We start from the raw sequence: 19,175 nt of genomic DNA on the forward strand, positions 1-19,175 counted from the left end.
ACTTCAGACCTACCTGCAAACACCTCCATGCAAACCACCACGATCGCCCCTCCCGCTCCCCGAATCCGCAAGAGTCGCAGCGAAGAAGCCTGGCTGAAGCGTCCCGACCTTCCCGATTCCCATTACGTCGACAGCAGAATCTATACGGATCCGAAGATCTTCGCAGAGGAGATGGATCGCATCTGGCGCCGCGTCTGGTTGCCGGTCTGCCATGAAAGTGAGTTGCCTGAGGCTCTCGACTTTCGATCGCTTGGCACGTTCGACAACACGCCGTTGGTCGTGGTGCGCGGTAGCGACAAGAAGATTCGCACCTTCCTCAACATCTGCCCGCACCGCGGCAATCGGATTGTCCGCTCCCCGTCGGGAAACCTTGGGGTTGCCGAACCGTCCGGCAATCCAAAGAACATGACCTGCATGTTCCACGGCTGGCAGTTTGACGCGGAAGGCCGCTGCGTGGAAATCACCCGGGAAAAGGCCGGCTACCAGGACCGCGTCTGCAAAGCGGATGTGGGGCTTCGCGAAATTCGAACCGAAATCGCGCATGGAGGATTTGTCTGGATTGCACTCGACGACGACGCGCCGCCGCTGCGGGAGTTCATCGGCGGGGCCTTTGGTTTCATGGCCACGGAACTCGACACCGAGCCGCTGGAAATCTTCCACTACCAAAAATCGCTGGTCAAGACCAACTACAAGCTCTGGCACGAAACAAGCCGCGAGTTCTATCACGACTATCTGCACTACCATAATCGTGCGACGGGTATGTTGCAACCCGGCTATTTCGACCGCAAGTACACCGTGTTCGAGAACGGGCATGCCGCAACGGGCTTGACGACCATCAATTACGAGGCGTACGACGGTTCGAAGGAGCGCGTGCTGACTTTCCCTGGCATGCCGAAGAACGGCTGGAAGCAGCTAAATATCTTTCCAGGGTGCACCTACAGTCTCCGCGCGTCCTGCCTGCGCGTCAGCGTCATGACACCGATTAGCGAGAACGAGGTGCTGATTGAGCTTCGCGGGCTGGGACTCAAGGCCGATACGCCCAAGGAACGAGAGCAAAGAATCGCGGATCACGACACCATCTGGGGGCCATTCGGCCGCAACTTGCATGAGGACCTGCTGGTGGTGCAGCAACAGAAGGTTGCGATGCAACCAGGCTCCGGAAGCCGCTTCCTGTTGATGGCCCGCGAGGAGGGCGACACGATTCACGACGAGATCGGCCTGCGGTCTTATTACGACGAGTGGGCGCGCCGCATGGGTCGCGTGGCGAGTCGTCCCTGAAAGAACATTGGAGCAAACGAATGGACGCCAACGCAATGCTGAGGCAGCAGATAGCACGGGACCTCGTGTGCGAAACGAGCTTGCACCTGAATGCCGGAGACTGGGCGAAGTTTCTCGAACTCTGCGATGACGGCAGCTTCGAGTATTCGATCATTAACTACTCACCGGAGATCCGTAAGACACAGTGCTGGATGAAGCAGGACAGGGCGGGGCTGGCCAAGGTGCTCAACCTCCTGCCCAAGCACAACTCGGACCGTGCGCAATTGACGCGTCACATCATGCCGTCCAGGGTTACACCGGGCGATGAAGAAGGCAGCTTCGAGGTCGTGTCGCAGATGACTGTCTACCGGACGGAGTGGGACGCCGAGAACTCGCATCTCCAATCCGGCGCCACAAGCCTGTACGTAGTGGGGAAATACATCGATCATGTCATCTTGTCAGATAGCGGCGCACGGCTGTGCAAGCGCATCGTCGAACTGGACACTCGGCAGGTCGGCATTGGTTCCCATCACATCTTGTAGTCCACCATGAACGCCTGTAATGATTGGCTGAAGGTGTGCAGCCTTGCATCTCTTGGGAAAAATGCACTCGAGCCGAAGGAAATTAACGGCATCCCGGTGCTTGTCATCAATGGCGACGAGCGACGCTTAGTTATTCCCCGGTCTTGCCCGCACATGTCCGCCTCGCTTGTGGACGGAGTGTTCGACGGGCACGTCCTCACATGCACGAAGCATCTTTGGCAGTGGTCCATCGATGGCGGCGGAACTGAGATGGGAATAGGCGAGGCGCCGCTTCTCTGCTACGAGACGAGGGAAGAAAACGGCGACCTGTATTGCCGTGTCACGGAAGAATTGCGGTACGAGCATGAAGATGAAGACTTCTAGCGCCATCCAACCCAACCGGAGTCTGATGTGCGTGTGAACCTCGTCTCCAGCAAGCAGGAAGAACTCGGGAAGTTTGAATGCGGTCCGACGGAACGCATCCTCTATGCGGGACTGCGCACAGGGCTTCCGCTTCCCCATGAATGCGCCACGGGGACTTGCGGAACATGCAGGGCAAAACTTCTTTCCGGCGAAGTCGAGGACTTGTGGGCTGAAGCTCCGGGCCGAAAGGCCCTGCGAACAGGGAAGGGCGAGATTCTCCTGTGCCAGTCGTTGCCAAGAGGCGATTGCAGCGTCGGCATCCGTATGCCGCGCCCTGCAGCGGGCGAGAGTCAGCCCATCCCTTCTTATTTCACCGGCAATGTGCAACGCTCGGGAATGCTGACCCATGATGTCCTGATCCTGGAGTTGTCACTGGACCGTCCGATGCAGTTTTTGGCTGGGCAGTTCGTCCTGGTCGAGGTTCCGGAGGTGGCAGGGTTCCGGGCTTACTCAATGGTCAATTTTTCCCATTCGACTGAGCGGCTGGAGCTGATCGTCAAACGCAAGCCAGGCGGCGTTCTATCCAACGTGTTATTCGGTCCGAGGCTGTCCTCGTTGACTTTCAAGGTTTTCGGGCCCTTGGGGACTGCGACGCTCGAACCGGATGAAGGCGGTGCAGGAGACCTTGTTTGCGTCGCGGGCGGCACGGGCATCGCTGGGATCATGGCGATTCTTGCGCGCGCATCCGAGTCGGGCTACCTGGATCATCACAATGCAGTGGTGTGCTTCGGAGTGCGCGGACTCGCTGATTTGTTTTTCCTCGATAGGTTTTCGGGGTTGAAGCGCAAGCACCCTGAAACGCTCAAGGTAGTGGTTGCTACCTCGGAGCAGGGAGTGGGCTCCGCGATCCGAGAAATGCACCCGGAGATCGAATTCAAAAACGGCTTCGTTCACGAAGCACTCGCCTGGCAGGAACTCGGGAATTTTGCAAACGTCATTGCCTACGCGGCCGGCCCGCCGCCGGCTGTAGAAGCGGCGACTTCCGTGCTGCTCACGAAGCACCGGGTGCCGGTGAATCGCATCCGGTTCGACAAATTCGGATAACTCCCGCCGTCACTCCATTGTGGTCAAAAAACTAGGAGACATGTTCATGATCCGAAAATTGTTCGCGGTCCTGGTAGCGTTCGCAGCCGTATCCGCAGGCGTCGCCAATGCCGACGATTGGCCCACCAAGGCCGTGAAAATAGTTGTTCCCTTTCCAGCGGGCGGGGCCACAGATGTGCCTGCGCGGTTGCTGGCCGACCGGCTCAGCAAGATCTGGCGTCAGCCGGTGATCGTGGAGAATAGGCCGGGTGCGGGCGGTGCACTGGGCGCAGCGGAGGTTGCTCGCGCGGCCGCCGACGGCTATACGCTGCTGTTCCCCTCAGGCTCTGTGATGACGGTGAATCAGTTTGTCTACGCCAAGTTGCCGTATGACCCCGTCCGCGATTTTTCGCCGATCACTAACGTGGCATCGAGTCCGCAAGTCCTGGTAGTTCCCAAACAGTCACGCTTCGAGACGATGGAAGCACTGATCGCTCACGCGCGATCCAACCCATCCAAGTTGACCTTCGCGCATGCCGGAGTCGGTTCGCAGTCCCATCTCGCTAACGAGTACTTCCTTCAACAGGCCAAGATTCAGGCGGTAGGCGTTCCGTATAAGGGTGATCCGCCGGCCGTGACTGACATCATCGGTGGAAACATCGACTTTTCAGTGATCAGTCTGGGCGCGTCATTAGCCAACGTCAAGGGCGGCAAGTTGCGGGCGCTTGGCGTAACCAGTCGGGAAGAGATTGCCCAGCTGCCCGGGGTGCGTCCGATTGGTGCGGTCCTTACCGGATTTGAAAACACCGGCTGGTTCGGTCTCGTGGCCCCGGCCAACGTGCCGCCGACAATCGTCAAGAAAATCTACCAGGATGCGCTCGCATCGTTGTCGGATGCAGACTTGCGCGCCCAACTCGATGCGATGGGTTTCCGCATCGTTGCCAATTCCCCGGAAGCCATGGCGGAAGCCATGGCTTCCGAGCGCAAGCGGTGGGCGCAGATCGTTCTCGAGCGAAAGATACGGCAGGACTAGGCGCAATCGCTGGACCTCAGAATTGACTGTCATACTCATGGGGCGAACTTCAATGATGCGCCTTAAGCGCCGCGTCGGCGTGCCATGAGAAAAAGGCTTCCTCCCTTGTCTACGCTTCTTGCTTTCGAAGCAGTAGCGGACTTGGGCAGCTTTTCGAAAGCCGGCGAAGCGCTTGCATTCACGCACAGCGCGGTCAGCCACCAGATTCGGCAACTGGAAGAGCATTTAGGCGTTCGCCTACTGCAGCGCCTCCCGACCGGTGTTGTGTTGACGCCCGAGGGTGCCGTGTATCTGGCGGAGGTTAAGGTCGCCCTGAAGCGGCTCGAATCCGCAGAAATGCTCCTAAAGGAACACGCTGCGACGCGCCCCCTCAGAATCAGCGTGCTCGCGTCGTTTGCGAGCAGCATGGTGGTTCCGGAGCTTCTGTCCTTTCTGCAGCAGAATCCGACCGTCCATATTGAGATCGATGCCCGAGCCGGGATCGAGAACGACGAGCAGGCCGACGTCGATGTTTTTATACGCTACGGCAAGGGCGAGTGGCCAAATTTCGACAGCGTGAAACTGCTGGATGTGGAACTGTTTCCCGTTTGCAGCCCTGAGTTTCATATAAACCACGGACCCTTCACTCATATCAGAGATCTATCGCGAGTCGTCCTTCTCCGCCACACCATGGAACCTTGGGAGGGATGGCTTAAGGCCGTCGGTGCGGATTTGGCAGATGGTGGCGACGGGATCATTCCGGCGGGCCCGCTATTCACCGATGCCCGCCTTATGCTGGAAGCCGCTTGCGATGGGCAAGGCGTGGCACTGGCAAGGGACGTGTTGGCGGAAAAGAGCCTTCGTGAAGGCAGGCTGGTGCGCTTGTTCCAAATGCGGGTGCCCTCGCCGCAGGGGTACTACGCGTACTTCCGCCCCGGTGCCATCTCGCGTGCTTCGGTCCGGCTGTTCCTGGACTGGCTCGAGGAAACTTGCAAGCGGCTGCAGATACATCAGTGATGGAAAACGAAGGAGAGCCATGTTCGTCGATGAGCGCATCTACACCTTGCATGCAGGCAAGGTCCCCGTGTTTTTGAAATTGTACGAGGAGGAGGGCATGGCGGTTCAGACGCGCATCCTCGGCAGGATGGTGGGTTACTACTTCACCGAGTTCGGTCCGCTGAACCAGATCGTCCACATGTGGGCGTATGTGTCCTTCGAGGACCGTCAGAGGCGGCGCAAGGAGTTGTTGGCTTCAGACGAGTGGAAGGCGTACGCTCAAAAGATGCAACCCCTGGTGCACCATGTGGAAAACAAGCTGTTGGTGCCCGCGCCGTTCTTCAAGATCCCTGATTAGCCACGCAGCATTTACGCTGGGCGACATATGCGCGACCGGCTGGAGGCGTCGACGTCGTGGCCGCCGCGATCACCGCCAGCCTATGCGCGGTTCACTTCGTCGGCCGCTCGGCGCTGACCCTCGGGCTGGATGCGACGCGCTGCCCGACGACACCAGGCGCCGGTGGCGCACGAAAAGCGGCGCTCAGTAGTAAGGGTTTTCACGCAGATGCTTCGAGAGATCGCTACTGTTCAAGTTTCCCATTGAAATCCCCAATGATTGGGGTGTCGCGATGAACGATTGAATCTACCCAGTACACCGGCATTGCGTTCGGCCGCCGCTGCAAGGAAATGGGCGCGCGCCCCTCGATGGGAACCGTGGGCGATGCCTACGATAACGCGATGGCTGAGAGCTTCTTCGTCACGCTGGAATGCGAGCCGATCGACCGCAGCAGCTGAAGGAGCAGGGCCTCTGCACGCGGCGATGTCCGTCGCGTGCCATCAACGCTTCCAAGCCTTCTACGCCAAGGTGCTGGGACGGGCGCCCAACGGCAGAGCCATGCCGACGCTCGTGCTGTGGCGCGGTTTTTCGGAAACGCCGGGATTCGAGGACGCCAGCAGGGCCAGAAACGGCCGGATGACGATCGTGACTCCTGACCTTGTCGGGTTCGAGCAACTGCTCAAGAGCTAGGGGCTCGCTCCCAACGGGTTCCAGCAGGGCAAGTTCAGCAAGATTGCCCAGCTGAACGATCCGGATCGCAACGTGATCACCTTGGCTAAGCCGCCGTCAGGTCCTTCTCCGACGACTTGAGACTTCGCAGGAATCGACGCGCCTGAAGGCTTGCTGCGACGAGCTTGATGTCGACGTTCTTACGCGAATCTTCGTTGATGCGAATCCGCCGGTGTCGAGCGCCTCAATGTCTTCGAGGACCATGCAGCCAGCAGTTCGCTGGCCGGCGATACGGCACCGCTCGCCCGCCTTTGGAGCACCGGCCTCGCGCACTGACCGAAAGGCATGGACTAACATACGCTGGATATGCATACCGATCGCAGGTCAGATAAGCGCTTAAATCCAGAGCCTCAGAGCGTCCATCTTTTCAGCGGAATGGTCATCCAGGGCGCGATCGAAGGCATCATAGGCCAGGCATTGGAGGCGCAACAGAACATCCGGCTCGTTACGAGTTTCGACCCCACCACGGTGTTGATGCGCAGGATCGAGGCGGGTGAGCGGGCGACATCATCGTGGCCACCGACAGCGCCATCGATCAGCTTGGTGAGGCAGGTATCGTGAGTCGTACAGCCCGCAAGCCCCTCGTCGCGACCGAAGTCGCGGTCGCCGTGAAAGCCGGCCATCCGCGGCCTGACATCCGTACTGTGGAGCGCTTGGTCGCCGCACTGCGGCAAGCCCGCTCGGTGGCCTACACGACGACCGGCGCAAGCGGCATTCACTTCATCCGGCTGATGGGCCAACTGGGCATCGCAGACGAAGTCAACGCTAAGGCCACCATTCTCGATGGTGGTCTGGTTGCAGAAGCCTTGCTCGACGACCGTGCCGATCTCGCCGTCCAGCAGCGCAGCGAATTGCTCACGGTGCCAGGAGTAGACGTGATCGGCGCGTTCCCCGAGGCAGTGGCATGCCGTACCGACTTCACGGTCGCTGCATTTGCGATGTCTGCGGGCCTGCCGCATGTTTGCGCGGCGCTTGCCTTCCTGGTGTCGGAGGTGGCACGTGATGCTTACAGCGCGTACGGACTGACCGCGCGGAGTGCAGCAGTCGCGCAGACGAAAACGGCTGCCTGAATGCACAGTCGGCAATCCCCCGTCAACGCGAAGGCGTTATGAACACCAGATTTCTGGAGACATTCCTGTGGGTGGCCAAGCTCGGCAGCTTCAGGGCCGCGGCGGAGAAGCTGCACACCACGCAAGGCGCCGTTTCTGGCAGAGTGGCGGAGCTCGAAAAAATGTTCGGTGTCGCCTTGTTCGACCGGGAGAACCGCAACGCCTTGACGCAGCGCGGGATCGAACTGATGCCTTATGCGGAACGCATGATCGATCTGCAGGCGGGCAAACCAATTTCCCGAACAAACGCTCTTGCTGGCGGTCGGCCCTTACTTCGGCTGGTGCTACGCAGACCAAAGTGCTGATAGGGCTTTGGATGCGCACGAGCCCTCCGAGCGGAAGTCAGACTTCGACGGAAAGAGGACCTATCCGGATGATGCGCCACCGCCCGAAGGCCGACTTCAAGACCCGCGACGAGGCCACGCAGGCTGCCGCGGACTACGCGCACAAAGCCATCCAGGACGAGGTAGACTTTCAAAGCCATTCAGAATTAGATCGACGCGCAGTCTCGTGATGTGGTCGGACTTCAACGTGTCGAGCCCGGTCGGAAGTTCGGGAGATCCGCCCCGCCTCGCATCTTCCACTCCGAGCGCTATCGCCTCCACCTCTCAGACGGTCACGGTAGCCGGAGGGGCGTTGGCGCGCAGGCCTGCTTGATAGGCCGGCCGCTCAACAATACGAGCAAGATAAGGCTCCAGGGCGGCCGGAATGCCGACTCCGTAGTCGATGGCCCAGACAAGGCAAGTTGCCAGAAGAAGGTCCGCCGTGGTAAAGCGGTCGCCCACCAGAAATTGGCGGTCGTCTGAAAGCGCCTGCTCCACATGTCGGACTTGTTTAGTGAAATATTCGCCGGCACTTTTGACAACGTTCGGCGCGTCTCCATAAAGGGCTTTGAGGTCACGGTGCCGGCGCATGACATAAAGGCTGGTCGAGTCGAGCTCGGTGCAAATGAAGAAACACCACTCAAGCCACCGCGCATAGTCTTCGGCCTTCTCCGGAATCAGTGTCTTGTCCCTCGTTCCGTACCTCCTCGAAAGGTAAGCAGCGATCGCGGCACTCTCGCCGATAGTGAACGCGCCATCCTGCAACAGTGGAACCTTTTGCCGCGGGTTCAGATGGGTATATTCGGCAGTCTGCGTTTCCCCGGTCCGGGGAAGGATGGGTCTGCAGGTGTAGGCTAGGCCGAGTTCGTGCATTGCCCAGTGGGGGCGTAGCGTACGTGACGTCCCCACGCCCCACAGCAGCAATCCCTCTGGCGTAGTCATCCCCACCTCTCCGCTGCCGGGCGAAGGTCCAGTTCGTGAGTCCATGCGTCAGGTGTCTGTTGGTGTAGATCCCAGTACGTCTGGGCGATAGATGATGTTTTGACGAGCTTGTTTTCGGGGATCGCGGACGGATCCATCCCGAGGCGACGATGAATCTCTGGACTATCGACTCCCGCATCGATGATGAGGTGTACGACGTGCACATTTTTCGGCCCGAGTTCCCGGGCCATGGCCTGGGCCACGGCCCGAAGTCCGAACTTCGCCGCCGCGAACGCAGCGTAACCGCTACCGCCTCGCAGACTTGCTGTCGCGCCCGTGAAAAGAATCGTCCCGCGGCCGCGCTTCAGCATGTACCCCGCGGCTTCCCGTCCGACCAGGAATCCCGCACAGCAGGCCAACTCCCACGCACGAAAGAAGAGCTTTTGCGATGTTTCAAGCAATGGCTTGTTGACGTTCGAGCCTGCGTTGAACAGGCACACCTCGATCGGGCCGACTGTCTCTTCGACTTGAGCAAAGAACTTCTGTACTGCTTCCTCATTTCGGATATCGACGCTGTACACCCGCACATCAGCACCCAACTTTGTGAGTTCTTCGACCAACGCGCTGGATTTTTCGACCTCTCGCCGCGCAATACAGACCTTGTAGCCGCCGACAGCGAACCGCCGGGCCACAGCTGCGCCGATCGCGTCACCGGCGCCCGCAAGCAGGGCAACCTTTTCGGGTTTCGTCATTCGGTCTCCTCCGAGAGTCCGTTGCCCCGAATGACGCCCGCGCGAAGCAAGGCCGCTATTTGACTGTCGTCGTACCCGAGCTCGCGCAACACTTCTTCGGAGTGCTCACCCACGCGGGGTGCGGGACCGTGGATGGCGGAGGGCGTACCTTCGAAACGCGCCGCCGGTACCGGTTGCCTCACTCGTCCAACATTCGGCTGTTCGAATTCGGCGATCAATTGCCTAGCCACGACCTGCTCGTTGTTCACGAGCTCGTTGCGCCGCAGTATTGGCGCACTGGGCACGTCCGCCGCATCCAGCCGCTCAAGCCAGTCAGCCGTGGATTTCAATTTGATCAAATCGGCCATGAGCTCGAGGCGCTCACCCGCATTCATGAAGCGGCCGCTTGCAGTCTTGAATCGTTCGTCGTCCTTCAAGCCGGGTCGCCCGGCAGCGGCACAGAAGCCGGCCCACTCTGAGTCGGAAATCGTGCCGACAGTGATGTACCCGTCGCTGGACTCGAAAACCTGGTCCGGACGAGAGTTTGGATCAGCGGTGGTCGCCTCCGCACCTACCACCGTGTACTGCATCATGCCTTCCGGCCAAAGGTGGGCGAGCATGACATCGAGCATCGCCACCTTGATGTGCTGGCCTTGGCCGGTGCGTTCACGTGCATACAGTGCCGAAGTGATCGCCTGGGCGCAAAAGACCGCTGTCGTCTTATCAGCGATGATCGTTCGAACCATGCGCGGCCGCTTTGTGGCGGGATCGGCTTGTATGTCAGAGAGCCCCGACAAGCCCTGAATAATGGGATCGTAGACCCGCTTTTTGGCGTAGGGGCCGCTCTCGCCGACTCCGCTGATGGATGCATAGATCAACCGCGGAAAGATCTTCGCAAGTTGCTCCGCCCCTAAGCCGAGCCGCTCCATCGCGCCTGGACGGAAATTCTGAACCAGGACATCTGCTCCCGCGACCAGTTTCATGATGACTTCTCGGCCGGCCGGCGCTTTCGCATCAATGGCAAGCGACCGCTTCCCTCTGTTCGAAGAGATAAAGAGGGCAGAAAACTCCCCCGCCTTGTCGATCGGCTGTCTTGAACGGCGCGTGATGTCGCCGTCGAGCGGCTCGATCTTGACGACGTCCGCGCCCTGGTCGGCCAAGAACATTGTGGCCAACGGCCCAGAGACCACACCCGTAAAATCTACGACTCGAACGCCTGCTAGTGGCCCGGGCATTACATACCTCGCGTTGATAATTGATGAATTTGCATGGCTAGATGCTCAAGTAGGTGTTCCTAATTTGGTCTGCGCGATCCAGCTGCGCGACCGTTCCTCCAAATTGCACCCGTCCGGTGCCAAGAACGTAGACGCGATCGGCCAGAGCTGTCGCCAAGCGATAGTTCTGTTCGACAAGCAGGATCGACATCCCGCTGTCCTTGGCTTGGCGGAGAACGTTCTCGAGCATTTCGACGATGACAGGTGCCAATCCCTCGCTGGGTTCGTCCAGGACGAGCAAATCGGGGCCGGCGAGCATCGCTCGACCGATTGATAACATCTGCTGCTCTCCTCCGGAAAGTGCGCCACCCAGGCTGTGACGCCTGGCTGCGAGCCGAGGGAACATTTCGTAGATGAGAGCGGGCGATAGGCGCTTGGGGCGGCCCCGCGACGCATGCATGGCGATCATCAGATGCTCGTCGACAGTGACTGATGCGAATATGCCGCGATCATCCGGCACCAGAGACATGCCGGCGCGAACGACGCGCCACGTGGGCGTTCGCGTGATGTCCGCGCCTTTGAGACGGACGCGCCCGCGGTTGCATCGCGCCAATCCGAAGATGGTGCGCAACGTAGTCGTCTTGCCGGCACCGTTCCGTCCAAGGATGGCCACGCACTCCGCCTCCATCACTTCAAAGCTGACACCACGCAGCACGGAGTTCTCTCCGTAAGATGTGTAGATGTCCTCCACTTCAAGCATGAGACACTCCGCCCAGGTACGCCTGTCGGACGCGGTCATTGCTGCGGATTTCGGCAATCGTTCCCGTGGCCAGAACCTCCCCGTAGCTCATAACGGTCACCTTGTCGCAGACAGCTGACACGACATCCATGTCATGCTCCACAAGGAGAATCGTCAGTGAGCGCGGCAGGCCCCGCAGCAGTCCGATCAGTCGTTCGCGCTCCGACGGTGAGGCACCAGCGGCCGGTTCGTCCAGCAGCAGAATTCGCGGCGCACCGCATAGCGCGATCGCCACCTCCAACTGCCGCTTATGCCCGTACGAAAGCTCTTGGACGCGCTGGTCAAATACGGAGCCAAGGTGCATCTGCTCGCCGGCGGCGCGCGCTAGCGCAATCACCGAGTCGAACGATCCGCACTTTCGCAAGAGGGATCGGCGTGACGCATCAAGCGCCTGGCTGGCAATTCGAAGGTTCTCCAGCACTGTCAAGCCGTTCAGCAGCATGTTCTGCTGGAACGAGCGTGCAAGGCCTTCCCGCGCGAGAAGGTCCGGTCGCCCCGTAACCACCTGCTTTCCACCCACAGATATCGCCCCAGACGAAGGCTGCAGCCAACCGCTGATCATGTTGAACAGGGTCGTCTTTCCGGCGCCGTTTGGACCGATCACGGCACGCCGCTCGCCAGCGCTGACGGACAGGTTCAAGTCCTTGACGACTGTCATGCCCCCGAAGGACTTGTTCAGGCGCCGCAGCTCGAGTGCGCAAACAGCGGTCACCGGAATCTTCCCTCCAGATTGTTGAGAGCCCCGGCAACACCGCCACGAAAGACGACGACGACCAGCATGAAGAATAGGCCGAAGAACAGGTTGTACTCTCCGGTGATCCTGCTCAGGCCATCTTTGACCAGCACACTCAATGCGGCACCGACAGCCGGGCCCAAAAGCGTTCCCGCCCCACCCATGATGACGATCAACAAGCCCTCCCCGCTGGCTTGCCAGCTCATGGAGTCCGGGTTGACGAAGTAACTGTATTGCGATCGTAGGATTCCTGCGATCGAGCAGATGATCGCCGAGATGACGAAAGAGCCGATCTTGAAGAGCGAGGTCCGGTAGCCCATCGAGATTGCACGGCGTTCGTTCTCTCGGATGGCGAGCAGAACACTCCCGAATGGCGACCGCGTCATGCGCCACAGAAATAGCACCGTGAGAGCTAGCACCAGCGCGACATAGACATAGAACGTAACCGGGTCCTCGGCATTCAGACCGAGCCACGCCAGGTCAGGGCGGGCGATGCCCGTCATTCCGTCGGAGCCTCCGGTCCAGGGCAGCTTGATCGCCAGGCCATAGAGCATTTGCGAGAAGGCGAGAGTGATCAGCAGGAATTCCACCCCGCGTGTGCGCGTGCAGATGGCACCGATCGCTACCGACACCAATGCAACGATCACCACGGTCAACGGGAACGCAACCCACAGAGGCATTCCGAGCAGCTTGCTCAGAATGGCGATCCCATACCCGCCCAGGCCCACGAACATCGCGTTGCCCACAGTCGTCAGGCCTGTGTATCCCACCAGGACATTGACGCCGCAAGCGAAGATCGCAAGGATCATGGCCTCCACCGCCAACGTGAGCGCATAGCCAGTGCTCACTAGGGGGAGGAATGCGAGCAACAGACCCAATACGACCGCTGGCGCATACCGAAGCGCGCTCCAATCTAGGCGTAGCCCCCGCTCAAACGCGCGCCTTTGCGACGTTCCGCCGGGATCTCCAAGTCCGTCAGGTTCGGCGAGTTGGTAGTCTATGGTCATGCGATCCTCCGATCTATCGTGAAAAGACCCTGAGGTCGCCAGATCATGATTACGATCAGCAGCGCATAGATCGCGAACAGCTCGCCGCCCGGTACATAGGCTTGGCTCATGGTGTTCACCAGGCCGACAATGAGTGACGCATAGAAGGAGCCACGAATGCTGCCAAGACCACCAATCATCACCACGACGAAGGAGATGACGAGCATTTCAGTTCCGAGATGCGCGTAGACGCTCATGACGGGAGCGGCAATCACTCCCGCGAATCCGGCCAGCGCGCAGCCGAGGCCAAACACCACCGCAAACATCACCTTCAGGTTGATTCCCAAGGCCATCGCCATTTCCGGGCGGTCGACACCGGCTCGGAGGATGGCGCCTACTAGTGTCCGTTCGACGAGCAACCACAGCACAAGCGCAACTCCCAGTCCGGCGGCAATCATGAACAACCGATATATCGGATATTGATTTCCGAACACGGCGACATGCCCAGAGAGCGCTGGGGGGGTGGCGATGCTGACGAAGCTTGGGCCGAAGAACCACTCGATAGAACCGACCATGGCAAATAGCAGCCCGAACGAGAGGAGTGCCAGGTCGAGATGGCTGGAGCGGCCGCGGTCTTTTAGAGGCTGAAGGACAAAGAACTGAAGGGCGGCGCCAGCCAGAAACGGCAAGACCGGAGCCCCAAGCAAGGCGATCCAGTACGACCCCGTCGCTTCAGTAATCACCACGCCGGCGTAAGCGCCCAAGGTCAAGAAAGCACCATGCGCAAGGTTCAATGTGTCCATCAATCCGAAAATGATGGTCAGACCCACCGCCAGCAGAAAAATCAACGCGCTAACCTGCAGCACATTCAGCAAATGCAGCAACAACAGACTCACGTCCGCCTCCCCGCTAGAAAGACTTCTCACATCCCGGAAGGTCGGGTGCGCCGGGGAATTGATCTAGTAGCGTGCGAGAAAACTTTCCGTCGGCGCCCTTGATGGTCTTGACCACGTAGAGCTTGTTCAGCTGGGCGCTGTTGGATTTGCTGAAGCGAACCCTGCCCCTTGGCGAGTCATACTCAAGGCCCCGCAGAGTCGCGATGAACTGCGCCTGATTTTCTGGCATCTTTCCTCCGAGCTTTTGGAAAGTGAGCAAGATGGCCTTCGCGTTGTCGTAGCCGAAGACGACGTTGACGTCCGGGTCCTCGTTGTACTTCCTGCGAAACGCCTCCACGAACTTGCGATTGGCCGGCGAATCGATGCCAGGGTAGTGGACGGTGGTGTACTCAACACCGTCCACCAAGTCCCCCAGGGCTGACCAGATCATTTCGTCGTACACCCACTGATCTCCCAGCAGGGGCAGAGTCTTCCGCATGCCGAAATCGGCATGCTGCTTCACGACTTGTACCGCTTCGTTGCCGCCATAGAACGCATAGATCGCCTGTACGTTTGCAGCCTTGGCTCGCGTCAGGGCGGCGCTCCAATCCTTCGTGGTCTGGAACGGTGTATAGATCTGTTCAACAACCTTGCCACCGTGATCTTCGAACCCTCGCTTGAAGGCACCGAGAAACGCGCGCCCCGCGGTGTAGTCGGGACCCATGGTGACGACGTTCTTTAAGCCCTTGCCCGCCAAGTACTTGCCGGCCGCATACTGGTACGCGTTGGCGCTGAACGATGTGCGCGCGACATAGGGGCTGCAGAATTTTCCCGTGACCTCGTCTGCGTGAGCTTGCGAAAGGACGAGGGGCTTTTTCGCCTTATCGGCCAGTTCGGAAAGCGCAATTCCGACACTGGAACTAATGACACCCGCGACGACGTCCACTTTGTCCGACTGGACAAGCTTGTTAAACCGCTGCGTACCGATGGCTGGCGCGAGTTCGTCGTCGGCTTGGATGATTTCGACGCGCCGACCTCCGATGGAGTGATTGAACTCAGCCAGGGCGATCTCGTATCCACGCATCACGCTCAAGGCCGCAGCGCCGTAAGCGCCCTTGAATGGCAGGATCAAGCCGATCTTGATCGGGCCCGCGTCAGAAACTGCTGCTGCACCTGTGCGGCAAAGCAGCGTCGCAGCGACAAGCAACGCGCCGGAGGCGCGGAATCTCTTGAACTTCGGCATCGTTGTCTCCTGAATCGCCGTGGGTGGCGGATCCGAGTCTTGACCGGACGATCCGGTTTTCCCGCTGATCGCCGGTGCACACTGCAGACGCGCCGATCAGGAGAGACTCTGTTGCCTGAATTTAGAGGGAGACAGCCCGGTTGCCTTCCGGAAACTGGTCGCGAAGTTTTGCGGATTGCTGAAACCGCAGGCGAAGGCAACTTCAATCATGCTGCTCGAGGCCGGCGCCGCCAGCATCCGCTTTGCCTCGCGGATGCGAGCGGCCAGCACGTATTGGTGCGGCGTCTCGCCGGTGGTCTGGCGAAAAGCCCGCAAAAAATGGTGCTTGCTGAGCCCGGCTACGCGAGCGAGTTCGTCCAGTCTCAGTGCACTGTCGAGGTTGGCCTGGATGAACGAGTCGACGCGCCGGACACAGCCAGGCGAAACACCCCCTCGAGCGGAGCGTCTGATGGCCAGCCTGCTGTCCAGCAAACGGGCAGCCAAGACGAGCGTTTGGCAGGCCCACCCCTCCGCATACAGGTCGAACAAATTGTCGCGGTTGTCCGCTTCCTGCTCAAACTCGCGCAGCTGGTTTGCCAGTGCCTCGGATTGGTGGACGACCAGCGGCCGGTCGATCCGGGTGCCCACTCGACTCTGCACGAAATCATTGGCAAGGAACACGATCGAGTAGTCGGCGAGCAGGCCATCATGCGCCGGCAAGAACTCCCCTTTCACTTCCGTGTTCGCGGGCAGCACGGTAATGGTTGCATGGTCGGAGATTCCGCTTCGGAAGGCTACTCCATCGACGGTCAATTGGCTGCTGTAGCCGGATCCGTGCCTCAGCAAAGCCAGTTTCGGCTGCTTGAAATGCCAGTGCAAGGAGCCATCAACCTTGCGTCTGAGGCGCTCGAACCTCAATACGTCGGCTTGCGCGACGGCGGAAGAGAGGAGCTCCCCGCCAATACTTCGAACATATCCGGATGACTTCGTTCGCTCGGCATCAACTGCAAAGGGCTGGCTCATGGCTGTTTCCCAGGCGCCTATTATTAGGCAGATGCGGCGGTCCTGACAAGACGCGCCAACCGATGGCGGATCAGCCCCTCGACTTCGTTCATGATACGGTCAATCACTTCCGGGAAGCAAGCTGGTTCATGAAAGGACGACGTAGTTGAGAAGGCCTTGCAAGTCCTGATGGAATCCGTGAACCTGAGCGATACGACCTTGGGTGCTCCAGGCCGGGAACGGGCAACCGAGTACTTGAAGGTACTGCGTTATCTCGAGCATCACCGGGAGCCAGCGACCAACTTGCGCGCATGGGCTGTGTCGCACAACTGGCACCCCAAGGCCGCAGACGAACTGGAAAAGCTTGCCACCAAGACCTTTGGCACCGCTGGCAAACCCAGGGACTTGTCCGCAGAAACCGTGCAACGGCTGAAAGGGCGCTGGACCTGAAGGTCGGGCGCCGAGCGCACCGGCGGCGGCGCGGTCATGTGGGCAGCAGGGTGCGACCTAGGGGCGCCCAAGGCGCAGCCTTGCAGTTCACGCGAGCACCCCGATATGTCCAGCCTGGAGAAAATCATGGGTGCTCGCGACTTCAGCCTTCTCGATTCGTACTCTCAGACCGTCACTGAGGTTGTTGACCGCGTTGCGCCAAGCGTTGCTGCCATGCGAGTGTTCGATGCGGCCGGTCGCCCGGTTGGGAGCGGCTCCGGGTTTGTGTTTACCCCTGATGGGTACCTGCTGACCAATTCCCATGTGGTCCGGGGCGGCCGAAAGGACCCGCCCGAAGCGGGTACGAAGATTCGTGCCTCTTTCGCGGACGGTCGTGATTTCGCCGCCAGCTGGGTGGGTGATGACCCGCACACGGATTTGGCGCTTCTCCAGGTCGACGGCCTGTCGCAAGGTGCTCTGTTTTCAGTCCCTATTGGTCGCTCGGCTGATGTGCGTCGCGGCGAAATCGCCATAGCCATCGGAAACCCTCTCGGCTTCGAGCACACGGTCACTGCCGGCATCGTGAGCGCGCTGGGTCGCAGCATGCGCGCATCCACTGGCAGGCTGATTCCAGACGTCCTTCAGACGGATGCCGCCCTGAATCCGGGGAACTCTGGCGGGCCGCTCCTGAACTCGCGCGGTGAAGTGATTGGAGTCAACACGGCCATCATTCCACAGGCGCAGTCCATTTGCTTTGCAGTCGCAATCGACGTTGCTAGCGCGGTCATCCCGCAGCTGCTACGGGATGGAAGAGTGCGGCGTGGATACCTGGGTATCGCTGGGGCGACGGTCCCGCTGGACAGGCGCCTGGTCGTCGCATACGGATTGGCGCATGCGCAAGGGCTTCGAGTCATGTCGGTCGAGCAGGGCAGTCCTGCGCAGCTGGCGTTCCTCCGGGAAGGCGACATCATTCTCGGGATTGACGGGCGGGACGTCACGTCGGCCGACGAGTTACACCAGCTCCTCTCTCAAGAGCGCGTAAACAAGGAGTGTGTGCTCAAAGTTCTCAGGACCGGCGTTGCCGGGCCCGTCTACGTGGCTGTGAGGCCGACGGCTGCTCTTGACGTTTAGCTTGTGCAGGGGGTAATCGCTCTCTGTTCAGCGTCTATCGGGCACCTCAGGATAGTACTGCGGGGCCTCCCGCCGGTCGTACATACCGTAGTCGCGGACCACCCGCACAATGCGCCGACGCACCCCCTCCGCAAGGATGACATCGTCGGCAAAGGCCTGAGCACTGTGCTGGTGCCTCCAGGTGGAAAGCGCGATAACGTCTCCAGGGGTAAGGACCGCATCGAATGCGTCCCAGGACACCAAACCCGGCAACTCCGGGTCAATACCAAGCCACTGCGCCACGCCGTCCGCGCCATTTTCGGCTACCCACTCGGACGTTCTCTTGCCGTCTAGGAGCACGATAGTCGTGCCTTCACCGACAACGGTCTCGTCCAGCCGCTGCTCCCGCAATCGATGGCCAGCCGGAACGTGTGAGTCCGCGGTGATTTGGCCCACCCGAAGGTGATAGTCCTGCAGGATTTCGCCACGCCCTACCTCTTGCGCGCCGTGATGCTGCGCCTTCGTTCGCCACCTGACGAGCGCTTTCTCGTCACGCCATCCGGAGAGCGAAAGAATCCAGCCGTCCCGACTCAGACTGCGGTACCGAACGTTGTCGACAAATCCCTCTACAGCCTGGAGCTCAGGGCGAAGCATCTTGGCCACGCCGATGTACGAGTTCCACTGGTCAGCCGCTGGATGCACTTCGAAGATGACTGCGAACATGATGGTCTACGCGCTTGGCGCCCGGTTGAAGTTCAGGATGTGGTTCCGGAAAATCTCCGGAATGCGTGGCAAAAGGAGGTCCTTGCCCAAGACCGGAGAAGCTTCAATCACTTCGGTCAGGAGGTCCGCGGAGACTTGTCCAATCACTTTCGTCGAGAGCGGGGCGTAGCTCAAATGCCAGGGCTCCGGGTACATGCCGCCCTGGTAGTGCTCGTAGGGGCGGAAAAAGCCGAACTTGGCGATGTTGGCGTCAAGCCATTTGTGCAGCCGCTCGTATATACCGCCTGAGGCGACCTCCTGTGGCAACAGCATCGGCTCGTACAGGGCTGGAGCGGCGCCGTCAACCACATCAATTTCCGTGCCCCATTGATGTCGACTACCTCCGGGCAGAGCAGACCAGTTGAGGATGCAGTCAATGACCTGTTCCGGCGTCAAGGAGCCGAAGTCCCGAGCTACGCCGTGAATGTCATAGAGCGGGCGCTGGCCTGAGAATTTGTAGTTCCAAATGCGCAGCTGCGTCTGGAAGTCTCGGAAGGAGCTCACCGGAACGACGTTGATGCCGTCTTTGGCAGCTGCAGCGCGCATCGCGAGGAAGGCTTCGCCGGCCTCTTGCTGGGCGGCAAACCTAGTCGGCTCATGGAACTGCAGAACGTGCGTACGCGCGCGGCCCGTAATTTCCAGTTCGTTCAGCATGGCCGAC

At 60.0% G+C, this 19,175-nt stretch carries 23 protein-coding genes and 1 pseudogene; 13 read left to right on the plus strand and 11 right to left on the minus strand.

Annotated features, from left to right (window positions below; translation table 11 throughout):
- Positions 1 to 27: 27 nt before the first annotated feature.
- The 11 genes and pseudogenes from HNE04_RS26320 (at position 28) to HNE04_RS26370 (ending at position 7,712) form a co-directional block, all read left to right on the plus strand.
- Positions 28 to 1,278, plus strand: coding sequence for an aromatic ring-hydroxylating oxygenase subunit alpha (locus HNE04_RS26320; protein WP_172226415.1), 1,251 nt, complete (start codon positions 28 to 30; stop codon positions 1,276 to 1,278).
- Between the two features lie 20 nt (positions 1,279 to 1,298).
- Positions 1,299 to 1,799, plus strand: coding sequence for a nuclear transport factor 2 family protein (locus HNE04_RS26325; protein ID WP_172226417.1), 501 nt, complete (start codon positions 1,299 to 1,301; stop codon positions 1,797 to 1,799).
- A 6-nt stretch (positions 1,800 to 1,805) separates the two neighbouring features.
- Complete coding sequence (locus HNE04_RS26330) at positions 1,806 to 2,162, plus strand: Rieske 2Fe-2S domain-containing protein (protein ID WP_172226419.1); 357 nt, start codon at positions 1,806 to 1,808, stop codon at positions 2,160 to 2,162.
- A 33-nt stretch (positions 2,163 to 2,195) separates the two neighbouring features.
- Positions 2,196 to 3,245 carry a 2Fe-2S iron-sulfur cluster-binding protein gene (locus HNE04_RS26335; RefSeq protein ID WP_172226421.1) on the plus strand — a complete coding sequence of 350 codons (1,050 nt, stop codon included), beginning with the start codon at positions 2,196 to 2,198 and terminating at the stop codon, positions 3,243 to 3,245.
- A gap of 46 nt (positions 3,246 to 3,291) precedes the next feature.
- On the plus strand, positions 3,292 to 4,257 hold the full coding sequence (locus HNE04_RS26340; protein WP_172226423.1) for a Bug family tripartite tricarboxylate transporter substrate binding protein: 966 nt from the start codon (positions 3,292 to 3,294) through the stop codon (positions 4,255 to 4,257).
- Positions 4,258 to 4,362: 105 nt separating this feature from the next.
- Positions 4,363 to 5,253, plus strand: a complete 891-nt coding sequence (locus HNE04_RS26345) for a LysR substrate-binding domain-containing protein (protein ID WP_172226425.1) — start codon at positions 4,363 to 4,365, stop codon at positions 5,251 to 5,253.
- A 19-nt stretch (positions 5,254 to 5,272) separates the two neighbouring features.
- Entirely contained in the window at positions 5,273 to 5,590 is a 318-nt protein-coding gene (locus tag HNE04_RS26350) for an NIPSNAP family protein (protein WP_172226427.1), read from the plus strand.
- 281 nt (positions 5,591 to 5,871) lie between these two features.
- Positions 5,872 to 6,024 (plus strand): annotated as a pseudogene (locus HNE04_RS26355) (IS3-like element ISAav4 family transposase); the annotation flags it as partial.
- 28 nt (positions 6,025 to 6,052) lie between these two features.
- On the plus strand, positions 6,053 to 6,259 hold the full coding sequence (locus tag HNE04_RS26360; RefSeq protein WP_172226429.1) for a hypothetical protein: 207 nt from the start codon (positions 6,053 to 6,055) through the stop codon (positions 6,257 to 6,259).
- 551 nt (positions 6,260 to 6,810) lie between these two features.
- Positions 6,811 to 7,368 (plus strand): substrate-binding domain-containing protein, encoded by a 558-nt coding sequence (locus tag HNE04_RS26365; RefSeq protein ID WP_172226432.1) that lies wholly within the window; start codon positions 6,811 to 6,813, stop codon positions 7,366 to 7,368.
- 38 nt (positions 7,369 to 7,406) lie between these two features.
- A complete protein-coding gene (locus HNE04_RS26370) occupies positions 7,407 to 7,712 on the plus strand; it encodes a LysR family transcriptional regulator (protein ID WP_172226435.1) in 306 nt (101 codons plus the stop codon).
- Positions 7,713 to 8,015: 303 nt separating this feature from the next.
- On the opposite strand, the gene HNE04_RS26375 is transcribed toward HNE04_RS26370, so the two are convergent.
- The 9 genes from HNE04_RS26375 to HNE04_RS26415 form a co-directional block, all read right to left on the minus strand.
- The gene (locus tag HNE04_RS26375) at positions 8,016 to 8,717 is read right to left on the minus strand and encodes a glutathione S-transferase family protein (protein WP_328700419.1); all 702 of its coding nucleotides are present in this window, start codon (positions 8,715 to 8,717) and stop codon (positions 8,016 to 8,018) included.
- Entirely contained in the window at positions 8,669 to 9,403 is a 735-nt protein-coding gene (locus tag HNE04_RS26380) for an SDR family NAD(P)-dependent oxidoreductase (protein WP_172226441.1), read from the minus strand. The genes HNE04_RS26375 and HNE04_RS26380 overlap by 49 nt, the downstream gene beginning before the upstream one ends.
- On the minus strand, positions 9,400 to 10,617 hold the full coding sequence (locus HNE04_RS26385; protein WP_172226444.1) for a CaiB/BaiF CoA transferase family protein: 1,218 nt from the start codon (positions 10,615 to 10,617) through the stop codon (positions 9,400 to 9,402). The genes HNE04_RS26380 and HNE04_RS26385 overlap by 4 nt, the downstream gene beginning before the upstream one ends.
- A 37-nt stretch (positions 10,618 to 10,654) precedes the next feature.
- Positions 10,655 to 11,356 (minus strand): ABC transporter ATP-binding protein, encoded by a 702-nt coding sequence (locus tag HNE04_RS26390; RefSeq protein WP_172226447.1) that lies wholly within the window; start codon positions 11,354 to 11,356, stop codon positions 10,655 to 10,657.
- Positions 11,349 to 12,053, minus strand: coding sequence for an ABC transporter ATP-binding protein (locus HNE04_RS26395; protein ID WP_172226450.1), 705 nt, complete (start codon positions 12,051 to 12,053; stop codon positions 11,349 to 11,351). Before HNE04_RS26395 ends, HNE04_RS26390 begins: the two co-directional genes overlap by 8 nt.
- A gap of 50 nt (positions 12,054 to 12,103) precedes the next feature.
- Positions 12,104 to 13,135 (minus strand): branched-chain amino acid ABC transporter permease, encoded by a 1,032-nt coding sequence (locus HNE04_RS26400; RefSeq protein WP_172226452.1) that lies wholly within the window; start codon positions 13,133 to 13,135, stop codon positions 12,104 to 12,106.
- Entirely contained in the window at positions 13,132 to 14,010 is an 879-nt protein-coding gene (locus HNE04_RS26405; protein WP_172226455.1) for a branched-chain amino acid ABC transporter permease, read from the minus strand. The genes HNE04_RS26400 and HNE04_RS26405 overlap by 4 nt, the downstream gene beginning before the upstream one ends.
- A gap of 13 nt (positions 14,011 to 14,023) precedes the next feature.
- On the minus strand, positions 14,024 to 15,232 hold the full coding sequence (locus HNE04_RS26410) for an ABC transporter substrate-binding protein (RefSeq protein ID WP_172226458.1): 1,209 nt from the start codon (positions 15,230 to 15,232) through the stop codon (positions 14,024 to 14,026).
- A 96-nt stretch (positions 15,233 to 15,328) separates the two neighbouring features.
- Positions 15,329 to 16,234: an AraC family transcriptional regulator gene (locus HNE04_RS26415; protein WP_172226460.1), complete on the minus strand. Its 906-nt coding sequence runs from the start codon at positions 16,232 to 16,234 to the stop codon at positions 15,329 to 15,331.
- Between the two features lie 156 nt (positions 16,235 to 16,390).
- Between HNE04_RS26415 and HNE04_RS26420 the strand changes: the two genes are divergently transcribed.
- Both HNE04_RS26420 and HNE04_RS26425 read left to right on the plus strand, forming a co-directional pair.
- Complete coding sequence (locus HNE04_RS26420) at positions 16,391 to 16,663, plus strand: hypothetical protein (RefSeq protein ID WP_172226462.1); 273 nt, start codon at positions 16,391 to 16,393, stop codon at positions 16,661 to 16,663.
- A gap of 105 nt (positions 16,664 to 16,768) precedes the next feature.
- Entirely contained in the window at positions 16,769 to 17,773 is a 1,005-nt protein-coding gene (locus HNE04_RS26425; protein WP_172226464.1) for a S1C family serine protease, read from the plus strand.
- A 27-nt stretch (positions 17,774 to 17,800) separates the two neighbouring features.
- On the opposite strand, the gene HNE04_RS26430 is transcribed toward HNE04_RS26425, so the two are convergent.
- Together HNE04_RS26430 and HNE04_RS26435 are read right to left on the minus strand one after the other, a co-directional pair.
- Complete coding sequence (locus HNE04_RS26430) at positions 17,801 to 18,475, minus strand: antibiotic biosynthesis monooxygenase family protein (RefSeq protein WP_172226466.1); 675 nt, start codon at positions 18,473 to 18,475, stop codon at positions 17,801 to 17,803.
- 6 nt (positions 18,476 to 18,481) lie between these two features.
- Positions 18,482 to 19,168, minus strand: a complete 687-nt coding sequence (locus HNE04_RS26435; RefSeq protein WP_235965445.1) for a M15 family metallopeptidase — start codon at positions 19,166 to 19,168, stop codon at positions 18,482 to 18,484.
- Positions 19,169 to 19,175 lie beyond the last annotated feature (7 nt).

It is taken from the genome of Caenimonas soli (assembly GCF_013155545.1).
Lineage (GTDB): Bacteria > Pseudomonadota > Gammaproteobacteria > Burkholderiales > Burkholderiaceae_C > Ramlibacter > Ramlibacter soli.